The following is a 16,710-nucleotide window of genomic DNA, read 5'->3' on the forward strand; positions in this document are numbered from 1 at the left end:
GTTCATTGGTCAGGTTGTATGGAGGTTATAACCACCCGATTTAGGAGTCAATCATCCCTGTGTTACGAACGGATTTCAGGATGCCGCGTCCCGCATCCTTCTCCGCGTCGAGCGCCGCCAGCTCAAGCACGCCCTCGAGAGCGATGTCCATTCCCGAGGCGTGGCCGGCTCCGGCCACGAACGGGCGGCCGGCGATGACGTTGTCGGCGACCGAGCACACCGAGCCGCCGCGCTTGCCGAACAGGGCGGCGAGCGTCACCACCGCCGCCGACTCACGGTCGCCGTTCAACACTCCTGCCCGCGCCCAGGTCTCGAGGATGTCGGTGTGCCAGGGCTGGAAGTAGCCGCCGACAGAGGGACGGCCGACACCGCAGAAGTCGCTGTCGCTCGACCGCGTGACCCCCACGTGGTAGGGCCGGCCGAGCCTGTCGGCAGCGCGCGCCATCGCCACCACCACCTCGAAGGAGGCCACTGCCGGGTACGAGGCGGGGATGTACGCCTGCGTCATGCCCTCGTCGCGCACCACCCCGGAGGAGATGACGACGTCGCCGGGCTCGACCTTCGGGTGGTAGCCACCCGATCCGCCCACCCGGATGAAGGTGTCGGCCTCGGTGAACTCGAGCAGCTCGTGCATGATCAGCTCGGCCTCGGGCGAGCCGCTGCCGCCCGACACCACGGTGACCGGCACGCCGTGGTGGCTGCCGCTCCAGGTGGTGAACATGCCCGATCGCCCGATCTGCTCGGCGTCGTCGAGGCGCCTGGCCAGTTGCGCCGCGGGGTCGTCGTCGTAGGCGCAGAGCGGATCGCGCACCGTGAGCAGCACGTAGCGCGCCACCTTCGCGGGGTCGAACTGAGACAGGGCGGGCCGCCCCTCCACCAGGAGACCGCGACGCGGCACGTGGGAGGCGTAGCGATAGTCGTCGTAGAGCCGGGAGGGGTTCCAGGTGTCGGTCATCGGGGTCTCCGTTCGGTGGGAATGCTGAGGGCTGCGGCGCGGACGTGTGCGCGGGCGTCGTCGTCGACGAGGGGGGCGCCGGTCTGGGCGATCACGGTCGCAGCGGCAGCGGCCGCGACGCGAACTGCCGCGACGGGGTCGCCGGTGGCGGCGAAGTCAGCGAGGAACGCGCCGGAGTAGCTGTTTCCGCCCCCGGTCGGGTCGACCACCTCGCCGGTGGCGACGCCGATCGCGGTGAGGTCGCCGCCGTCGATCACCAGCGAGCCCGCGGCACCGAGCCGGAGCACGGTCACCACCGGGAGCCGCGCGAGTTCGGCCAATGCCTCGTCGAGACGGCCGGCGCCGAACAGACCGAGCGCCTCGGTGCGGTTGAGCGAGAGCACGTCGACGAGCTCGAGCCGTTCCCTCACGGCGGGGAGTGCCGCCGGCCGGCACGAGTCGGCGGAGATCTCCCAGAGGAAGGGTGCGGCGAAACGCCGGCGGGCCGCGTCGACCTCGGACCAGTAGTCCGGCTCATGGTCGTGGAAGAGGTACACGCCGCCGATCGCATCGGGCGGAAAGGGGATGTGGCGGGGCAGCGGGGTGTGGGCGTCGAAGTGCGCGAGCCCGAAGGCGGGCGTCTCGACGCGCTCACCATCGGGGAAGTAGTCGATGACGGTGCGCGGGCTGAACTCCGAGACGTCGAAGAGACCCGCCGGGTCGATCTGCCTCGCTGTACACCACGCGGCGAGCGTCTGACGGTCGGCGGTTCCGACGCCCGACACGAGCACCGTCGCGCCTGTCGCTCCGGCGAGGCTCGACCCCACCGCCGCGTAGGCTCCCGCTCCCCCGACCTCGACGTGCGGAACCGACTCCACGTCAGACGGATGGACCTCGTCGAGCACGATGTGCGACAGCACCGCGATGCGTCTCATCGGCTTCCCTCCTCAGTCATCTTGTTGTTATGTTTACAGTACCCATTGCATCCGTGGCGCACCAGCGAGGAGACACCGCCATGACCGACGTGCTGATCGACACCGACCCGGGGATGGACGACGCCCTCGCCATCGCCCTCGCGCACAACTCCCCGTCACTCCGCATCGTCGCCCTGACGGCCGTCACCGGCAATCTGCCGAGCGATCGCACCGCAGCGAATCTGTTGCGGGTGCTCGACCTGCTCGACGCACCCGACGTCCCGGTGGCCCAGGGCCCGCTCGTGCCGCTGGGCGGCGACTACCCCTCCGACCCCTTCTCGCACGGGAGCGACGGCCTCGCCGAATCCGATCTTCCCGAATCGGCTCGCACCCTCGACCCACGCGGGGCCGCGCAGCTCATCGTCGACACCGCGAACGAGCACTCCGGTTCCCTGACGATCTGCGCCCTCGGTCCGCTCACCAACATCGCCGAAGCACTCGCCCTCGACCCCGCGTTGCCCGACAAGGTCGCTCAGCTCACCATCATCGGGGGCTCGTTCGGTGCGACACCCTACGCGTGGTCGCAGGCGACCGGCGACAACCCGGTGAGCGAGTGGAACGTCTTCGTCGACCCCGAGGCGGCGAAGATCGTGTTCAACGCCGGGTTCCGGATGCTCGCCGTCGGCCTCGACGTCGCCACCCATCCCGACATCAACTTCCGCCCCGCCGACCTGGCGCGCCTGCGGGAGTCGGCCAAAGCGGAGGCGCGCCTCGCGGTGCGGGTGGTGGAGTTCGTCGAGCGGCGCGGCTACCAGTCGTACTGCAGCCTCATCGACAGCGCGGCGATCGCCAGCGTCATCGACCCCACGCTCGTGACCACCGAGACGGTGCACTGCGACGTGGCGACCGAAGGCAGGCTCACCCGGGGAATGACGGTCGTCGACCGCAGGAACCACCATCGCTGGACGGATCTGCCGCAGATCGAGATCGCCGTCGGCCTCGACTACGCCAGGTTCCTCGACCTCGTCACCGAGGAGCTCAGCGCATGACCGCCACCGAACCGGGTGCCGCAGCCACCGCATCCGTCACCGCCGGCCTCGCGTTCTGCGAGCTGCACGTGCACATCGAGGGAACCCTCGAGCCCGCCACCATCATCGCGCTGGCCCGCAGCAAGGGCATCGAGCTGCCCTACGCCGACGAGGCCGCGTTCGCGCGCGCCTACCGGTTCGACGACCTGCAGTCGTTCCTCGGCCTCTACTACGACAACATGCAGGTGCTGCAGAACGAGGACGACTTCTTCGAGCTGGGCGCCGCGTACCTTCGTCGCGCCCACGCGGGCGGGGTCATGCACGCCGAGATGTTCGTCGACCCCCAGGCCCACTCGAAGCGCGGGGTGTTCGAACGCGTGGTGCTCGCGGGGCTCCACCGCGCGATCGCGATCGTGGGCGAGGAGACCGGCATGACCGCCTCGATCATCGTCTGCGTGGTGCGCGACGAACCGGTCGGCGACGCGATGCGGATGCTCGACAACGTCCTCGAGTCGGGCTTCACCGTGGTGGGCATCGGCCTCGACTCGGCGGAGGTGGGCTACCCGCCGTCGCTGTTCTCCGGGGTCTTCGAACGTGCCCGCGCCGCCGGGCTGCACACCGTGGCGCACGCCGGCGAGGAGGGGCCGGCGGAGTACGTCCGGGAGGCCCTCGACCTGCTCGGGGCCGAGCGCATCGACCACGGCAATCGTGCGCTCGACGACCGCGCGCTGGTCGCGCGGCTCGCGCGCGACCAGGTGCCTCTGACCATGTGCCCGCTCTCGAACGTGCGATTGAAGGGCATCCCCGACATCAGGTCGTTCCCCCTCCGGCCGGCGCTCGACGCGGGGCTCCTCGTCACGATCAACTCCGACGACCCCGCCTACTTCGGCGGGTACCTCGACGACAACCTGCGTGCCGTCATCGCGACCTTCGAGCTCACCCGCCCGGAGGTCGAGGCGCTCGCGGCGAACTCGGTGACGGCGAGCTTCACCGGGCCGGGCGCGCACTAGTCTCCTCGAGCCGCGCATCCGCTCGCGTCGCCCTCGCCGACGCACGACCCCATCCTCGCCGCCGCAGCTCACGACGCGGCCCGCACCGCCGCCACGACCGCGCGATCGTAGAGCTCGCCGAGGTTCAGACGGCGGTCTGTGTCGGCGCGACGCCCGAATGCTCGCCCCCCGCATCCGCCGAGGCCACGAACGGCAGCAGCACCTCGGCGAGACCATGCGGGTTCTCCTGCGCGACGAGGTGTCCGCATCCGTCGACCTGCGCCGCCTCGAAGCGCCCGGCGGCGACCGGGCGGAAAGACATCTCGGTGAAGGGGCTGTTCGCCCCGTCGACGGCGAGCACGGGGACGGTGAGGGGCGAGCTCTCGGCGAGCGCCCTCGTCGCACCGTCGTCAGCGAAGAGGGAGTGGTAGAGCCCCTCGGTGCCGCGCCAGGCCCCGGGGCGGGAGTAGCTGCGCACGAACTCGTCGATGTCGGCGGGGGCGAGCGCGGCATCCGGCGCCGTCATGAGCGGGTACGCCCACCCGGTGAGCAGCTCGCGTTCATGCCCCGGGAGCAGCATCGACGCGATGCCCGGCGCGCCGAGGAAGCCGACGTGCCACGAGCCGTAGGCGTTCACGTCGGCGAGAGCCTCGAGCCCGAAGCCCGCGAGCGACGACTCGACGGCGGTGAAACTCAGCACCTGCTCGGGATGCTCGGCCGCGAACCGGAACGCCGCACCACCGCTGATGTCTTGGCAGAGCAGGTGCACGGGCCCGACGTCGAGCAGGTCGACCAGACGGTGGAGGTCGTCGGCGACGGTCTGCTCGGTGACATCGTCGCCCGCGACGGAGGAGTCGCCGAAGCCGCGCAGGTCGAGGGCGTAGACACGATGCGAGGCGGCGAGGAGCGGCATGAGCTCGCGGAACGCCCACCAGGTCTCGGGCCAGCCGTGCACGAGCACGATGGGCGACCCGGCCGAACCCGCCGAGACGAGGTGCAGCGTGGTGTCGTCGAGACGGATGCTGTGGTGCGTGGCGCCGGGAACAGTCGCTCCGACAGGGGCGATGGGGGTGAGGGTGGGCATGGCGTCTCCTGAAATAGACAATGTTGTTGTCGATCAGTTTAGACAACACGGTTGTCTAAATCAAGGCGTCGGTAGGATGGTGACGTGTCCCGTTCCGGTGGCGATCTCGCGCTCCTGATGCTCGCGGGGTTCCGCACGCTCGCCGAGCGCGGCACCGCCGAACTCGCCCGCCGCGGGTACCCCGACTTCCGTCCCGTTCACGACTTCGCGCTCCACTCCGTGGCCTCGGGCGCCTCGAACGCCTCCGAACTCGGCCGCGCGCTCGCCGTGTCGAAGCAGGCGGCGGCACGCACGATCTCCGTGCTCGAAGACCGCGGCTACCTCGCGCGGGAGGCCGACACCGACGACCGGCGCAAGATGCGGCTCCGTGTCACCGAGCGCGGTGCGGCGGTGATGCGCGAGGGCGAGGAGGTGTTCGACGCGCTGCGCGACGACCTCGTCGCCCAGCTCGGCGCGAATGCGATGGAGGGTCTCGAGGAGTCGTTGCGCCTCATCGTGGGCGGTGGCGCCATCCGTCTCGACGCTCCCGGATGGAGGGCCGCCGTCGAGGAGGAGTGAGGAGGCTCGGCGGGTCTCCCAACGCCACGACGCGCACGTCGACGACACGGATGATCCCGACTCGAGCACTCCGGGAGTCGATGACCGCACCTCGATCGCCGATGACGGGGAGGCGCTCACCGGGCGCGTCGTACTCCTGCAGCAGCGAACTCGTCGCCGTCTTCTCCCCCGCCAGGATGGCCGTCACGATCCGGTCGCGCACCGGCCCGGGGAAGGCGAACTCGATGACCGGGAGGTGATTGATCGCCGTGTCGCAGCCAGACGCATCCCAGGTCACCTCACCACGGTATCGGTTGTTCAGCCGGGGGTCGGGCGGTAGCGGAGGGCGACCGCGCCGGAGGTGAACTCCCGGCGGTCGACGAGCTCGAGCACGACTCGCTCGCGGAGCCCGTGGAACAGGGTCGGGCCGTGCCCGGCGATCACCGGATGCACGACGAAGACGTACTCGTCGATGAGGCCGAGATCGGCGAGGGCGAGCGGGAGCGTCACACCGCCCACCGACAGGCTCTCCCCCGGTCGCTCCTTCAGGGCGCGCACCGCGGCATCCAGGTCGCCGCGCACGAGTTCGGCGTTCCAGTCGGCGGCGTCGAGCGTGCTCGACACGACGTGCTTGGGTGTGGCATCGATCGCTTCGGCGAAGGGGATGTCGCGGTCGCTCATCCAGTCGGGCCACACTCCCGAGGCGGGCCGGCGCCATGCCGACTCCATCATGCCGTAGGTGATGCGGCCGTACAGGAGGGCATCGGCGCGCTCGATCTCGGCGGTCCAGAAGCGCATCGACTCGTCGTCGGGGGCGATCCCGGCCTCGTGATGCGCGCATCCGTCGAGGGTGATGTTGATTCCGTAGCGCAGGATTCTCATCCGCTCTCCTCCTCGTCGTCGTCGTCGTCGTGCTCACCCACGGCGCCCCCCGCACCCCACCGCTCCAGCGCGGTGACGACCTCGCGCAGGGCGAGACCGCGCTCGGTGAGAGCGTACGCCCGGGTGTTGTGGTGCAGCAGCAGCCGCGTCAGCACGCCCGCCCCCTCGAGCTCGCGCAGCCGTGTGGCGAGGATGTTCGTGGGCACCCCGAGGTCGCGCTGCAGGTCACCGTAGCGCTGCGGCCCGTCGAGCAGTCGCGCGACGATGAGCAGCGCCCACCGCGCACCGACGACGTCGAGGGCCGCGGCGAGATCGCTCACGCGCTCTGGTCGGCCTCGGGCTTCATCCAGAACGGCGAGTAGTGGTAGCCGTCGGGGTCGTCGAACTGGCGCTGGTACATGAACGGGTAGTCGTCGGTGTCGCCGATGCGCCCGCCAGCTGCGCGCGCCCGCTCGATCAGCTCGTCGACGGCTTCGGCGCTCGGGAGGTCGAACGACACCGTCATCTTCGAGGGCGTGTCGGGACCGCCGATGAGCTCCTCGACCCCGCCGACGGCGGCGTACATCTCGCGACTGCTGAGCATGACGTACTGCTCGGGCGCGATGGCGAAGCAGGAGACGTTGTGGTCGGACATCTCGGGGTTGAGGGTCCACCCGAGGGCGGTGTAGAAGGCGGTGGCACGGTCGACGTCGAGTACCGGGCAGGAGAGGAAGAGGCTCATGCCGCTACACTTGCAAAAAGCAAGCATGCAGTCAAGGGGCGGTTCCGCGGGCGGCGCCCGGGCGACCCGGGTGTACTTGAGGCATGAGAGACCCCTTCGACACGTTCATGATCTACCTGCCCTACTGGCTTCCCGCGGTGATCGTGGGATCGGTGCTCCAGTGGCTGATCATCCGCGGTGCGGTGCTCTCCGCGCTGCGGCGGCATTCCTGGGATCGGCGGAACGCGCGCGAGAGCACCGCGACCGAACCGGACGCACCCGCCGGCAGCGAGTAGAACGATGGCGCAGGGTGGAGCACGCGGCAGACGCACCACGGCGAGCGCCGACACGCCGTCGAAGGTGTGCGCGTCGTGCGGGCGCCGTTTCGAGTGGAGGGCGAAGTGGGCCAGGTCGTGGAGCGAGGTGCGCTACTGCTCCGACGCCTGCCGGCGCCGCGGGGTGACGGCGGATGATCGTGCGGCCGAGGAGCAGATCCTTGCCTCCCTGAGTCACCGGCCCCGAGGCGCGGTCGTCGATCTCGACGGTCTCGACCGCCCGGCTCGACCGGACGACTCGGCCAGCGCATCCGATCGTCGTGAGCAGCTACGGCGCGCAGCACGGCGGCTCGCCGACCGCGGAGTTGTCGAGTGGACGCAGGGCGGCACCCCCGTCGACCCGTCGACCGCCCGCGGACCGGTCGGCATCCGGCTCGGCTGAGGCCCGGCTCGACGCCCGGGTTGCTGCCGCACCGGGCTGCCCGCGCCCGTCAGCCGCGCGCGCGTCGCGCCCGCAGGCGCAGCCGCGACGCGACGGCGAGCGCCGCCCCGAGCAGCAGCACGAGCCCCGCGGCCCCCAGCCATCCGGCGGGCGCCGCGCCCGTCGCCGCGAGCGTGTCCGACCCGTCGGCCGCGGGCTGCGCAGGCGACTCAGACGGCGTCGGCGATCCGGGGTCGCCCGGCTCGCCGGTCAGACCCAGCCGGTACACCCCCTGCTGATAGATCGCCGACGCGGCCTTGCTCGTCACGACGGTGACGTTCGCGAGGTCGGTGTACCGAGCCGTGTAGGTGCAGAGCACGGAGAACGACTTCGGCTTCGGCGTCCAGTCCTTCGCCAGGTCTCCGAGCACGAACGGGGCGCCGATGGCCGCGGTCGCCTTCGCCGATCTCGTGTTGCTCACCCACCCGGCCCAGGTCGCCTGGCTGGTGACGATCGGCACACCGGCCTCGGTCGCCGACTGCTGCCAGGTGGGCACCGGGCAGGTGACCGTGCCGGTGTTGTCGACCGGGGTGACGACGGGCTGTGCCGTGATCACGGGCCCGCTCACGTTGGGGTTCGGGATGTTCGCCTTCAGCCACGCGTCGAGCTGGGTGCCGCAGCGGGTGGGAGCGCCCCAGATGGTCTTGCCGCACTCGGCCGGCATCGGGGCGACGGGCCACAGGGTGGCCTCGGTCGACGGGTCTCCCTCGACGACGCTGCCGTCCTTCAGGGTGAACGGTGCGAGCCAGCGCGGCTGCTGGTACATCGTGTCGATCATGTAGAGGCAGCTCCTGCCCTCGCATCGGCTGGCCGATCCGGAGTAGCCGTAGAAGTGGTCCATGTTCTGGTTCACGGGCTGGATCTCGAAGCCGGCCCTGCCCTCCTCCGTGCTCCAGCCCGTTCCCTGACGGCCGATGAACCACGAGCCCACGTTCGGGTCGAGGGTCGACCCCGCCGTGGCCCCGCTTCCCGGGGTGCCGCTGGTGCACAGTGCGCCGTCGGCTCTCGCCACGAAGCATTTGATGGAGAGGCCTTCGCTGCCGAAGTAGAGGCGGTTGGACGACTCTGGCACGAAGAGTCCTGACGGCGGGAAGTCGAGGCCGCCGAGCGCGCCGAAGCCGTCACCGTTCACGAAGGAGAAGTTCCAGCTGGCCTTCTCGCCCGGCATCCACACCATGTCGATGCCGGAGGCGGCGAACACCGCGGGTGTCGCCGCGGGGTCGGAGCCCGCCTCGGCGGAGCTCTTCGCCGTGCTCATCGCCGCGATGATGTCGGTGGGCGCGTACGCCGGAACCTTGGAGGCGGCGTAGGTGTCGCTCACGCCGGGAAAGCTCTGCTGGGGCTGCATGACGTCTGGCTTCACACCCGGATGCGACACCTGGTATCCGCCCACGAGGTCGCCCCACTGCGCCGAACCGGCGGGCACGAAGCCGCTGAACCCGGCGTAGCTCGTGGCTGTCGCGCCCGTGGCCCACGTGCCCCACTGCCACGGCACTCCCGAGGCCGCCGGGTCGCGAACCCAGAGCCGCGACACGGTCGAGACCTTCGTGTCGGTGTACTTCTCGGTCTTCGCGTCGTACACCGGCACCGTCTTCTGCGCGCCCGTGACGTCGGTGCCGAGGCTCATCATCACCTTGTCGTCGGAGAGCGGAACACCCACCTGACGCCACTCGTCGACGATGTCGGTGTAAAAGCCCTTGCTGAACTTGAGCGAGGTGTCGCAGACCACCGCCGCGTTCGGCGCCTTCTCGGTGGAGAGCGCCCTGCTGCAGACCGCCGACGCATCCGCGGGCAGCACCTGCTGGCCGCTCTGCTTCACGTACTGCTTGGTCGCCTGCATGAGAGCGGCCTGCTGCAGCAGGAACACCCCCTGCGTCTGAGCGATCTGCCAGTACTGCACGAGGTTCTGCAGCGGTTCGTAGTACTGCCGGTCGTCGACCCAGGCCCCGGCCTGATCGGCCGTCACGGACTGCGCCTGACCGGATGCGGTGTGGGCGAACCGCCACTGCGCCAGGTAGGCGGTTCCACAGTCCTGGATGACACCGCTGCCTCCGCCGCCCGAGACCATGCGCTCGTGCACGGTCGTGATCGATTGGGCCATGGCGCTGGAGTTGACGGAGTACTGGTCGGTCGCACCGAGCGTCGACTTGATGAAGGCGTCGACGTAGGCCTTCAGCCGGTTCTTGTCGCTGCTCTTCTCCTCGCGCAGCCGGTCGATCTCGGTGAGCACGTTCTCGTAGTCGGTCTGCGAGGCCCGCACCTTGGTGAGGTAGTCCTTGAGCGGGGCGGTCTGCACGGTGCACGTGCCCATGAGTGTGTCGACGTCGACCTTCAGCACCTCAGACTCGATCTGGGCGAGCTTCTCCTGCATCACGTCGAGGCGGTTCTCGATGTCGTCGAGCTCGCCCAGTTTGTCGAGCACGTCTTGAATGCCGGGGCCCGGGTCTTTTCCCCCGCCCCCGTCGCCGAAGATCGACGAGATGAGGGGCACCGCGAACGAGAGCGCGATGTTGAGCGGACCGAGCTTCTTGCCGAAGACCTCGGAGATGCCGCTCAGCGAGGAGTTGAGCCCGTTGATCCAGGTGCTCGCGTCACCCTGCCAAGAGGCCTGGGCCGACTGCGGTGGGGCGGCGACGACGCTACCGCCGGCCAGCACCGCCCCGATCGCGACGGCGGCAGCGGTGCGGACGAGCCAGCGCGGACGTCGACGGGGAGGGCGGCTCGACATGGGGTCTCGTCCTTCGGGTTCACGGCTCGGGCGAGCACCACCTGAGTCTGCACGAGCGCCCGCCCGGGCGGTATCCCTCGAAGGGGGCGTGGCCGGAGGGCGGGGCCGGTGCGGGGGTGCGGATGCACGGCACGACCGTGCGCGATCGGCTCAGTCGCCGAGGCCGGCGGCCGGTCGGCTCGCTGCCGCCACGATGCCCTCGAGAGTCGCGCGAGCGGGGGTGGCGGGGCGGCCGAGAAGACTCTCGAGGGTGGGGTCGGAGACGGCGTATTCCCCCGCGCGCGCCGCGAGACACATGCCGAGCGAGAAGTCGGCGACCATCGGCGGGAGCCCGCGGGCGACCGCGGCAGCCTTCCACTCCTCGTCGTCGACGACGACCCGACGGATGCTGCGCCCGGTGATGTCGCTCAGGATGCTCGCCACCTGCTCGAGGTCGAGCAGTTCGGGCGCGGTGAGCGGAGGCGTGGCACCGTCGAGAGGACTTCCTGGCGCGTGCTCCTGCGTGAGCGCGACGGCCGCCGCCTCTGCGAGGTCGACGTGGGCGGTCCAGGAGACGGGCCCGTCGGCGGGGGCGGCGATCACGCCCGTGTCGATCGCGTCTCCGATGTTCACCGCGAGGGTGCTCGCATAGAAGCCGTTGCGCAGCGCGGTGTGGGGCAACCCGGTGCCGGCGAGGTGCTGTTCGGTCTCGGCGTGCACGCGATGGGGAGGGAAGAGCGCGGAGCGCGAGGCGGCCTGATGACTGGTGTAGAGGATCCGCTCGACTCCCACGGCACGAGCGGCATCGATCGCCGCGTTGTTCGCGGCGAGGGCCCCCGGCCCACGGATCGCCGCCGAGACCACCAACACCTGATCGGCTCCCTCGAAGGCGTGAAGCAGCGTCTCGGGGCGGGTGAAGTCGCCCGCCCGCACCCTCACCCCGGCGTCGGCGAGCGCCGCCGCACTCTCGACGCCGCGCACGCTCACGCCGAGCTTGTGCGGGGGTACGCGCTCGAGCAGGCGGTGAACAACGAGCGACCCAAGGGTTCCGGTGGCTCCGGTGACGACGATCATGGCGTTCCCCTATCGATGTTATTACAATATTGTTAACGTAGATAATTCCGACGATAGCACTTCTGCGGTACCGTTGATCCATGCAGGTCTCCGGCAGCGATCCACGGTCAGCGATCCTCGAGGCGGCGGCCCGGCTGCTGCGGGAGCACGGCCGCGATCAGGTGACGACGCGCCGTGTCGCCGAGGAGGCGGGAACGCAGCCACCGACCCTCTACCGGCTCTTCGGCGACAAGGAGGGCCTTCTCGAGGCGGTCGCCGAACACGTGATGGCGGAGTACGTCGCGAGCAAATCGGTGCGCGCCGCCGAGGAGTCGGGAGCCGGCGGCGATCCGCTCGACGAGCTGCGCGCGAGCTATCGGCTTCACGTCGAGTTCGGGCTCGCCAACCCGGAGCTCTACGCCCTCATGATCGACCCGAGACGCCCCGTGACCGAGGCGGATGCGGCGGGCCGCGAGATCCTCAGGTCGCGTGTGCGCCGGCTCGCCGCCGCGGGCGCCCTGCGCGTGAGCGAGGAGCGTGCCGTCGCGATGGTGAGCGCCGCGGGCAACGGCGCCATCCTGTGCACCCTGGGCTCCCCCGAGACCGAGAATGGCCTCGCTCTCGCAGACGCCATGCTCGACGCGGTGCTCGCTGTCGTACTCGCCTCGGCGCCGATGCGAGCGCCCGGGGCCGACGAGACGCTCCGGGGCGCGGTCTCGCTCGCCGCGCTCGCACCGGAGCTGCCGGGACTGAGCGCCGCCGAGCGCTCGCTCCTGGAAGAGTGGCTGGGGCGCTCGATCCAGCAGCTCGAGGGCTGAAGGGGCGCAGCCCGGCACGGGCACCTGCACCCGCGACCCGCGACCTGCGACCTGCGAACTGCGACCTGCGACCGAGCCCGCCTCGACAGCTCGGGGTCGAGCCGGGAGGATGGAGGCATGGAGCCACCCGCGGTTCGGTTCTTCGCGGTCGGCACCCTCGCATCCGCCCTCTCGCTCGCCGTGGCGCTCGGGCTGTCGGGGTGCGCGGCGCCCGAGGTCGCTCCCGGGTCACCTGCGGGGAGTCACTCTCCCGAGGCGACGGCCACCCCGGCCCCGGGGGCGGGCGCGACGACCGCGCCGACCCCGACGCGCGTCGACCTCTCGGCCGAGCTCGCCGCGATCGAGAGCCGGTACGGGGTGACCGTCGGCGTGAGCGCCCGCAGTACCACTGGCGTCGAGGTCGAGCACCGAGCATCCGACCGCTTCGGCTACGCCTCGACGCTGAAGGTGTTCGCCGCCGCCCTCCTGCTGGCGACGACGAGCCCCGAGCAGCGCGCCGCGACCCTCACCTGGACTCAGGCCGACGTCGACACCGCGGGCTACTCCCCCGTCACCGGCGAGCACATCGACTCGGGCCTCACCCTCGCCGAGCTGGCCGAGGCGGCGGTGCGCCGGAGCGACAACACGGCGCTGAACCTCGTGCTCACGGCGGTGGGCGGCCCGGATGCGCTGCAGGGCTTCCTCCGCACCCTCGGCGACGATTCGACGATGGTCGGCGCGTTCGAGCCCGAGCTCAACACCGTGACGTCGGGCGATCCCGCCAACACGACCACCCCCTCGGCCTACCGCGCAGCGCTGCAGCGGGTGTTCGACGAAGGGGTGCTCAGCGACGCGGATGCGGCGACGCTGCGGCAGTGGATGAGCGGCAACGCGACGGGCGACACCCTCATCAGGGCCGGCGCGCCCGAGGGCTGGATCGTCGCCGACAAGTCGGGTGGGGCGGGCGGCATCCGCAACGACATCGCGCGGGTGACGACGCCCGAGGGCGAAGAGATCGACGTCGTCGTCCTCACCGCCACCGTCGACCCGGCAGCACCCTCCGACGACGCGGCGGTCGCCGAGACGTCCCGGGTGGTGCTCGACGCGATGCGGTGAGCGGCCCTGCCGGAGCCGCGGGCGGCTTCGGTGCAGGCGGCGCGTCCGGCGGCCCCGGCGGCCTCGGTGCAGGCGGCGCATCCGGCACCCATCCGGGTCACTGGCCGGGCAGCGCGCTCACCGGGAAGTTGGCGTAGACCCCGTCGACCTCGCCCAGCACCACGCGCTGCGTCGCCTCCGCACCGGCGGCGAGCAGCTCGGCGGCGAGCGCTGCGGTCACCTCGTAGACGGCCGGGTAGGCGGTCACCAACTGCGGGCGCTCGGCGGATGCGTCGGCCGCGTACTCCGCGCCGGGGACGGTGAACCCGATGGGCCGCTTGGTGCCGTCGGCGGCCTCCGCCTGCACCAGCAGGGCGCCGGCGAGCGGCTCGCCCAGTCGCCAATCGCCTGAATCGTCGCGCTGCACCAGGAGTCTCCCGGCGTACGGCGCGCCCTCGAGCGTGTACTCGTAGCCGACGCGCACGGTCGTGCTGCCGATCTCAGCCGCATCGGGCTCGTCGACCTCGACGTCGGCGATGCGGTCGGCGGCCTGCGTGAGCACCTCGTCGGTGAGCAGGGTCGTCGTGTCGCGATCGGCGTAGGCGTCGTCTGCGAGCAGGTGCTCGTCGAGTGCGTGGGCCGCCGTGGCGTCGCCCGAGGAGAGGGCGTCGAGGTAGTCGCGCACCAGCTGCGCCGCCGCAGCGGAGTCGCCGGGGCCGGAGCCGGAGCCCGAGCCCGCCCCCGCCGAAGCACCGGGCGTCGAGGCGCCCGCCGAGCATCCGGTGAGCACGACGGCGAGTGCCACGAGCACGGTGGCGAGCCGGGCGGTGGAACCCCTGGCGGATCGGGCGCGGACCGGAGCTGACGAGTCGTGGCGCATGGGAACCACCGTATCCGGAAGGGTTCTCCGCGCCACGGGTGATCACTAGGGTGGGTCTCGACACGTGCCGGAGCCTCCGGCTCGGGGAGGAGAGCATCCGTGAAGCGACCAGGTGGGGTCACCCTCGTAGCGGTGATCGTGTGGATCTCGGGCGCGATCCAGGTGATCGGCGGCGTCGTCGGCCTCGTCACCGCGTCGACGACGGCCGAGGTGAACGGGGTGCCCGAGTCGGCCGGCACCATCACGGCCACCTCGATCGTGGCGATCGTGCTGGGCATCGTCACCGTCGTGGTGGGCGCGGCTCTGCTGCGCGGCAGTCAGATCGCCCGGGTGCTCACGACGATCGTGCTGGCGCTCAACCTGATCGGTGGCGTCTACCTCATCCTCGCGACGCCGTCGAACCTGTTGCAGGGTGTGCTGAACGCCGTGCTCGCGGTGATCGGCCTGGTGCTGCTGTACACCCGCAGCGCGAACGCGTTCTTCCGCCGCTGACGCAGCGGGCCGTGCAGGCGGTGCGCGCGGCAGCGCCGCCGCCGCGTCTCACTTGTCGTCGATGATCGACATGAACCCGGCGAAGGCGAAGATCGCGGGCACCGCGTAGAGCAGCACCAGCGTGAGCACCCACCCGATGCGCCCGAGCACCGGCCACAGCCCGCGACTGCGGTAGCCCCGCACCAGCCGGCGCCCGTCGGGGCCGATGATGCGGGCCGGCCGGGCGTACTGGGCCGGCACACGGTCGTCGCGGTACGCCGCTGCCCTCTTCGCCAGGCGCGCCGCGACACCGTCGACGACGGTGTCGACGCGGTTCCACGCGGCGGGCTGGGAGTAGTCGGCCGCCGCGGGGGTGGAGAACACGACGAGGTCGTCGATGATCTCCACGTCGAGGTGCGACGCGTCGTCGATGAGGGCGGCCATCACATCCGGAGTGAGGGCGTAGAGAGCATCACGCGCGTAGTCGAGGGGTGCGTACGCCGCGAAGTACCGGTCGAAGTCGCCCTCGAGCGAGAGCCGCTGCTGCCGGTCGACACTCGTGGGCAGGTCGCCCGCCGAGCGGCCGTTCGCGAGCGAGTCGAGGTAGAGGTGCGGGAGCGCCGACGGCAGCCTCACCGCGATGTATGAGCGCACCGCCGGCTTGCCGTGCACCCCGGTGCGGTAGACGAGATCGCCGAACTCGATGCCGCCAGGGCCCGGGCCCGGGGCCGCGAACCGCGGGTAGGCCGCCGGGCGGGCGGCGGGTTGCGCGGTGAGCGCCGGCAGCGGCGCGCTCGCCATCGGCCGCGACTCGAAGCCGTTGGCGAGCGCCGTGAGCGTCTGCCGCCACTCGGCGAGCCGGGCGCGCGGCGACGGCGGCCGCATCGACCAGCGCTGCAGCAGCAGCGTGCCGCCCACGCCGAGCGCCAGCACGACGAGCGCGATGGCGAGGTCGCGATAGTCGTCGGGGCCGGTGTCGTTGTCGCCGTATCCGTCGACCCGGATGCCGATGGCCATGAACACGACGAAGCAGTACCAGAGCAGGATGCTCCAGCTGAGGTGCACGAGCATGCGTCGCCAGGTGGGCAGCCACGGTGGTCGCGAGCTCCGCCGTTCGGCGGCGACGGCGGAGGCGACCTCGGCGGGCGGGGCGATGAGGTAGTGGGTGTCTATCTCGAATTCCTACTATTCGAATTGTCTTCATTACTGCGGAAATATGCTACGGTCGGTCGACGGCGGAGGCGGGTGCCCGACGGGCGCCATAGCGGGCAGTTAGGTTCTCCCCTGACCTGTCGGGCACCCTCCTCCGCCGTCGATCCGGCCGGCGCAGCGCTAGAGGTCGATCTTCTCGTTGTCGATCTCGATCGGGGCGCCGGTGACCTTCGATTTCACGAGGCTCAGCACGGTGGCGATGGTGGAGCCCGGGGTGTCCCAGTACTCGGCCGAGTCGGTGTGCACGATGAGCGCCCTGATCGACGGGTCGGTGCGCCCACCCGGGAACCACGCCTCGGCGCTCGGGTCCCACATCTCGTCGATGTAGCTCTGCTCGGTGGTGAGCTCGGCGTGCCCGGTCACCGACACCCACGAGTCGTTCGAACTGAACGCGAGGTTCACCACCTGGTGCTTCTCGAGCCGCTTCGCCGTGGACGACTCGGCGCTGATGAGGAACCACAGGTCGCCGTCGAAGCGGTGGTGCTGCTGCTGCATCGCGAGCGGCTGCGAGAGCGGATGGCCGTCGTCGTCGAGCGTGACCGCCATGGTGAGCGGGAAGTCGTCGAGCAGCTTCGCCAGGGTCTCGATGTCATCAGTAGTGGTCATGGCAACTCCGTTCACGCGTCTGGGCTCCACACGCTACGCCGCCTGGCCTGAGCTAGCATGCGGGG

General features: G+C 70.8%; 20 protein-coding genes. 8 read left to right on the plus strand and 12 right to left on the minus strand.

From position 1 onward, the window contains the following. Positions 1–40: 40 nt before the first annotated feature. Together ABFY20_RS14950 and ABFY20_RS14955 are read right to left on the minus strand one after the other, a co-directional pair. Positions 41–955, minus strand: a complete 915-nt coding sequence (locus ABFY20_RS14950; protein WP_368497027.1) for a nucleoside phosphorylase — start codon at positions 953–955, stop codon at positions 41–43. Beyond that, entirely contained in the window at positions 952–1,869 is a 918-nt protein-coding gene (locus ABFY20_RS14955) for a carbohydrate kinase family protein (RefSeq protein WP_368497028.1), read from the minus strand. The genes ABFY20_RS14950 and ABFY20_RS14955 overlap by 4 nt, the downstream gene beginning before the upstream one ends. Before the next feature lie 80 nt (positions 1,870–1,949). Here ABFY20_RS14955 and ABFY20_RS14960 point away from each other — a divergent pair, with 80 nt between their 5' ends. After that, positions 1,950–2,897 (plus strand): nucleoside hydrolase, encoded by a 948-nt coding sequence (locus ABFY20_RS14960; RefSeq protein WP_368497029.1) that lies wholly within the window; start codon positions 1,950–1,952, stop codon positions 2,895–2,897. Continuing rightward, positions 2,894–3,886 (plus strand): adenosine deaminase, encoded by a 993-nt coding sequence (gene add / locus ABFY20_RS14965; RefSeq protein ID WP_368497030.1) that lies wholly within the window; start codon positions 2,894–2,896, stop codon positions 3,884–3,886. Before ABFY20_RS14960 ends, add begins: the two co-directional genes overlap by 4 nt. Before the next feature lie 124 nt (positions 3,887–4,010). On the opposite strand, the gene ABFY20_RS14970 is transcribed toward add, so the two are convergent. After that, positions 4,011–4,949 (minus strand): alpha/beta fold hydrolase, encoded by a 939-nt coding sequence (locus tag ABFY20_RS14970; RefSeq protein ID WP_368497031.1) that lies wholly within the window; start codon positions 4,947–4,949, stop codon positions 4,011–4,013. 84 nt (positions 4,950–5,033) lie between these two features. Between ABFY20_RS14970 and ABFY20_RS14975 the strand changes: the two genes are divergently transcribed. Next, positions 5,034–5,507, plus strand: a complete 474-nt coding sequence (locus ABFY20_RS14975) for a MarR family winged helix-turn-helix transcriptional regulator (protein WP_368497032.1) — start codon at positions 5,034–5,036, stop codon at positions 5,505–5,507. Here ABFY20_RS14975 and ABFY20_RS14980 read toward each other — a convergent pair. Genes ABFY20_RS14980 through ABFY20_RS14995 form a run of 4 tightly spaced genes read right to left on the minus strand, consistent with a single transcriptional unit; the run spans position 5,440 to position 7,089 of the window. Then, entirely contained in the window at positions 5,440–5,784 is a 345-nt protein-coding gene (locus tag ABFY20_RS14980) for an ASCH domain-containing protein (RefSeq protein WP_368497033.1), read from the minus strand. The genes ABFY20_RS14975 and ABFY20_RS14980 overlap by 68 nt on opposite strands. A 20-nt stretch (positions 5,785–5,804) precedes the next feature. After that, positions 5,805–6,368 (minus strand): dihydrofolate reductase family protein, encoded by a 564-nt coding sequence (locus ABFY20_RS14985; RefSeq protein WP_368497034.1) that lies wholly within the window; start codon positions 6,366–6,368, stop codon positions 5,805–5,807. Continuing rightward, the gene (locus ABFY20_RS14990) at positions 6,365–6,688 is read right to left on the minus strand and encodes a winged helix-turn-helix transcriptional regulator (RefSeq protein WP_368497035.1); all 324 of its coding nucleotides are present in this window, start codon (positions 6,686–6,688) and stop codon (positions 6,365–6,367) included. The genes ABFY20_RS14985 and ABFY20_RS14990 overlap by 4 nt, the downstream gene beginning before the upstream one ends. Beyond that, positions 6,685–7,089, minus strand: coding sequence for a VOC family protein (locus ABFY20_RS14995; RefSeq protein WP_368497036.1), 405 nt, complete (start codon positions 7,087–7,089; stop codon positions 6,685–6,687). Before ABFY20_RS14995 ends, ABFY20_RS14990 begins: the two co-directional genes overlap by 4 nt. 83 nt (positions 7,090–7,172) lie before the next feature. On the opposite strand from ABFY20_RS14995, the gene ABFY20_RS15000 reads away from it, so the two are divergent. Next, a complete protein-coding gene (locus ABFY20_RS15000) occupies positions 7,173–7,364 on the plus strand; it encodes a hypothetical protein (RefSeq protein WP_368497037.1) in 192 nt (63 codons plus the stop codon). A gap of 4 nt (positions 7,365–7,368) precedes the next feature. Next, positions 7,369–7,785, plus strand: coding sequence for a DUF2256 domain-containing protein (locus ABFY20_RS15005; protein WP_368497038.1), 417 nt, complete (start codon positions 7,369–7,371; stop codon positions 7,783–7,785). A gap of 49 nt (positions 7,786–7,834) precedes the next feature. Here the strand turns inward: ABFY20_RS15005 and ABFY20_RS15010 are convergent, their stop codons facing one another. Together ABFY20_RS15010 and ABFY20_RS15015 are read right to left on the minus strand one after the other, a co-directional pair. After that, a complete protein-coding gene (locus ABFY20_RS15010; protein ID WP_368497039.1) occupies positions 7,835–10,552 on the minus strand; it encodes a hypothetical protein in 2,718 nt (905 codons plus the stop codon). 150 nt (positions 10,553–10,702) lie between these two features. Further along, positions 10,703–11,605, minus strand: a complete 903-nt coding sequence (locus ABFY20_RS15015) for an NAD(P)H-binding protein (RefSeq protein ID WP_368497040.1) — start codon at positions 11,603–11,605, stop codon at positions 10,703–10,705. Positions 11,606–11,685: 80 nt separating this feature from the next. Here ABFY20_RS15015 and ABFY20_RS15020 point away from each other — a divergent pair, with 80 nt between their 5' ends. After that, complete coding sequence (locus ABFY20_RS15020; RefSeq protein ID WP_368497041.1) at positions 11,686–12,402, plus strand: TetR/AcrR family transcriptional regulator; 717 nt, start codon at positions 11,686–11,688, stop codon at positions 12,400–12,402. A gap of 117 nt (positions 12,403–12,519) precedes the next feature. After that, positions 12,520–13,497 (plus strand): class A beta-lactamase, encoded by a 978-nt coding sequence (gene bla, locus ABFY20_RS15025; RefSeq protein WP_368497042.1) that lies wholly within the window; start codon positions 12,520–12,522, stop codon positions 13,495–13,497. A gap of 97 nt (positions 13,498–13,594) precedes the next feature. Here bla and ABFY20_RS15030 read toward each other — a convergent pair whose 3' ends face one another. Continuing rightward, entirely contained in the window at positions 13,595–14,356 is a 762-nt protein-coding gene (locus ABFY20_RS15030) for a hypothetical protein (protein ID WP_368497043.1), read from the minus strand. Positions 14,357–14,455: 99 nt separating this feature from the next. On the opposite strand from ABFY20_RS15030, the gene ABFY20_RS15035 reads away from it, so the two are divergent. Beyond that, the gene (locus ABFY20_RS15035; protein ID WP_368497044.1) at positions 14,456–14,848 is read left to right on the plus strand and encodes a hypothetical protein; all 393 of its coding nucleotides are present in this window, start codon (positions 14,456–14,458) and stop codon (positions 14,846–14,848) included. A 48-nt stretch (positions 14,849–14,896) separates the two neighbouring features. On the opposite strand, the gene ABFY20_RS15040 is transcribed toward ABFY20_RS15035, so the two are convergent. Beyond that, positions 14,897–15,898: a hypothetical protein gene (locus ABFY20_RS15040; RefSeq protein WP_368497045.1), complete on the minus strand. Its 1,002-nt coding sequence runs from the start codon at positions 15,896–15,898 to the stop codon at positions 14,897–14,899. 261 nt (positions 15,899–16,159) lie between these two features. Continuing rightward, a complete protein-coding gene (locus ABFY20_RS15045) occupies positions 16,160–16,645 on the minus strand; it encodes a pyridoxamine 5'-phosphate oxidase family protein (protein WP_368497046.1) in 486 nt (161 codons plus the stop codon). Between the last annotated feature and the right edge of the window lie 65 nt (positions 16,646–16,710).

The organism is Herbiconiux sp. A18JL235, assembly GCF_040939305.1.
Lineage (GTDB): Bacteria > Actinomycetota > Actinomycetes > Actinomycetales > Microbacteriaceae > Herbiconiux.

Coding starts and splice junctions, on each gene's coding strand:
- ABFY20_RS14950 (WP_368497027.1), bottom strand. CDS start 955: ATGACCGACACCTGGAACCCCTCCCGGCTCTACGACGACTATCGCTAC.
- ABFY20_RS14955 (WP_368497028.1), bottom strand. CDS start 1,869: ATGAGACGCATCGCGGTGCTGTCGCACATCGTGCTCGACGAGGTCCAT.
- ABFY20_RS14960 (WP_368497029.1), top strand. CDS start 1,950: ATGACCGACGTGCTGATCGACACCGACCCGGGGATGGACGACGCCCTC.
- add (WP_368497030.1), top strand. CDS start 2,894: ATGACCGCCACCGAACCGGGTGCCGCAGCCACCGCATCCGTCACCGCC.
- ABFY20_RS14970 (WP_368497031.1), bottom strand. CDS start 4,949: ATGCCCACCCTCACCCCCATCGCCCCTGTCGGAGCGACTGTTCCCGGC.
- ABFY20_RS14985 (WP_368497034.1), bottom strand. CDS start 6,368: ATGAGAATCCTGCGCTACGGAATCAACATCACCCTCGACGGATGCGCG.
- ABFY20_RS14995 (WP_368497036.1), bottom strand. CDS start 7,089: ATGAGCCTCTTCCTCTCCTGCCCGGTACTCGACGTCGACCGTGCCACC.
- ABFY20_RS15000 (WP_368497037.1), top strand. CDS start 7,173: ATGAGAGACCCCTTCGACACGTTCATGATCTACCTGCCCTACTGGCTT.
- ABFY20_RS15005 (WP_368497038.1), top strand. CDS start 7,369: ATGGCGCAGGGTGGAGCACGCGGCAGACGCACCACGGCGAGCGCCGAC.
- ABFY20_RS15010 (WP_368497039.1), bottom strand. CDS start 10,552: ATGTCGAGCCGCCCTCCCCGTCGACGTCCGCGCTGGCTCGTCCGCACC.
- ABFY20_RS15015 (WP_368497040.1), bottom strand. CDS start 11,605: ATGATCGTCGTCACCGGAGCCACCGGAACCCTTGGGTCGCTCGTTGTT.
- ABFY20_RS15020 (WP_368497041.1), top strand. CDS start 11,686: ATGCAGGTCTCCGGCAGCGATCCACGGTCAGCGATCCTCGAGGCGGCG.
- bla (WP_368497042.1), top strand. CDS start 12,520: ATGGAGCCACCCGCGGTTCGGTTCTTCGCGGTCGGCACCCTCGCATCC.
- ABFY20_RS15030 (WP_368497043.1), bottom strand. CDS start 14,356: ATGCGCCACGACTCGTCAGCTCCGGTCCGCGCCCGATCCGCCAGGGGT.
- ABFY20_RS15040 (WP_368497045.1), bottom strand. CDS start 15,898: ATGCTCGTGCACCTCAGCTGGAGCATCCTGCTCTGGTACTGCTTCGTC.
- ABFY20_RS15045 (WP_368497046.1), bottom strand. CDS start 16,645: ATGACCACTACTGATGACATCGAGACCCTGGCGAAGCTGCTCGACGAC.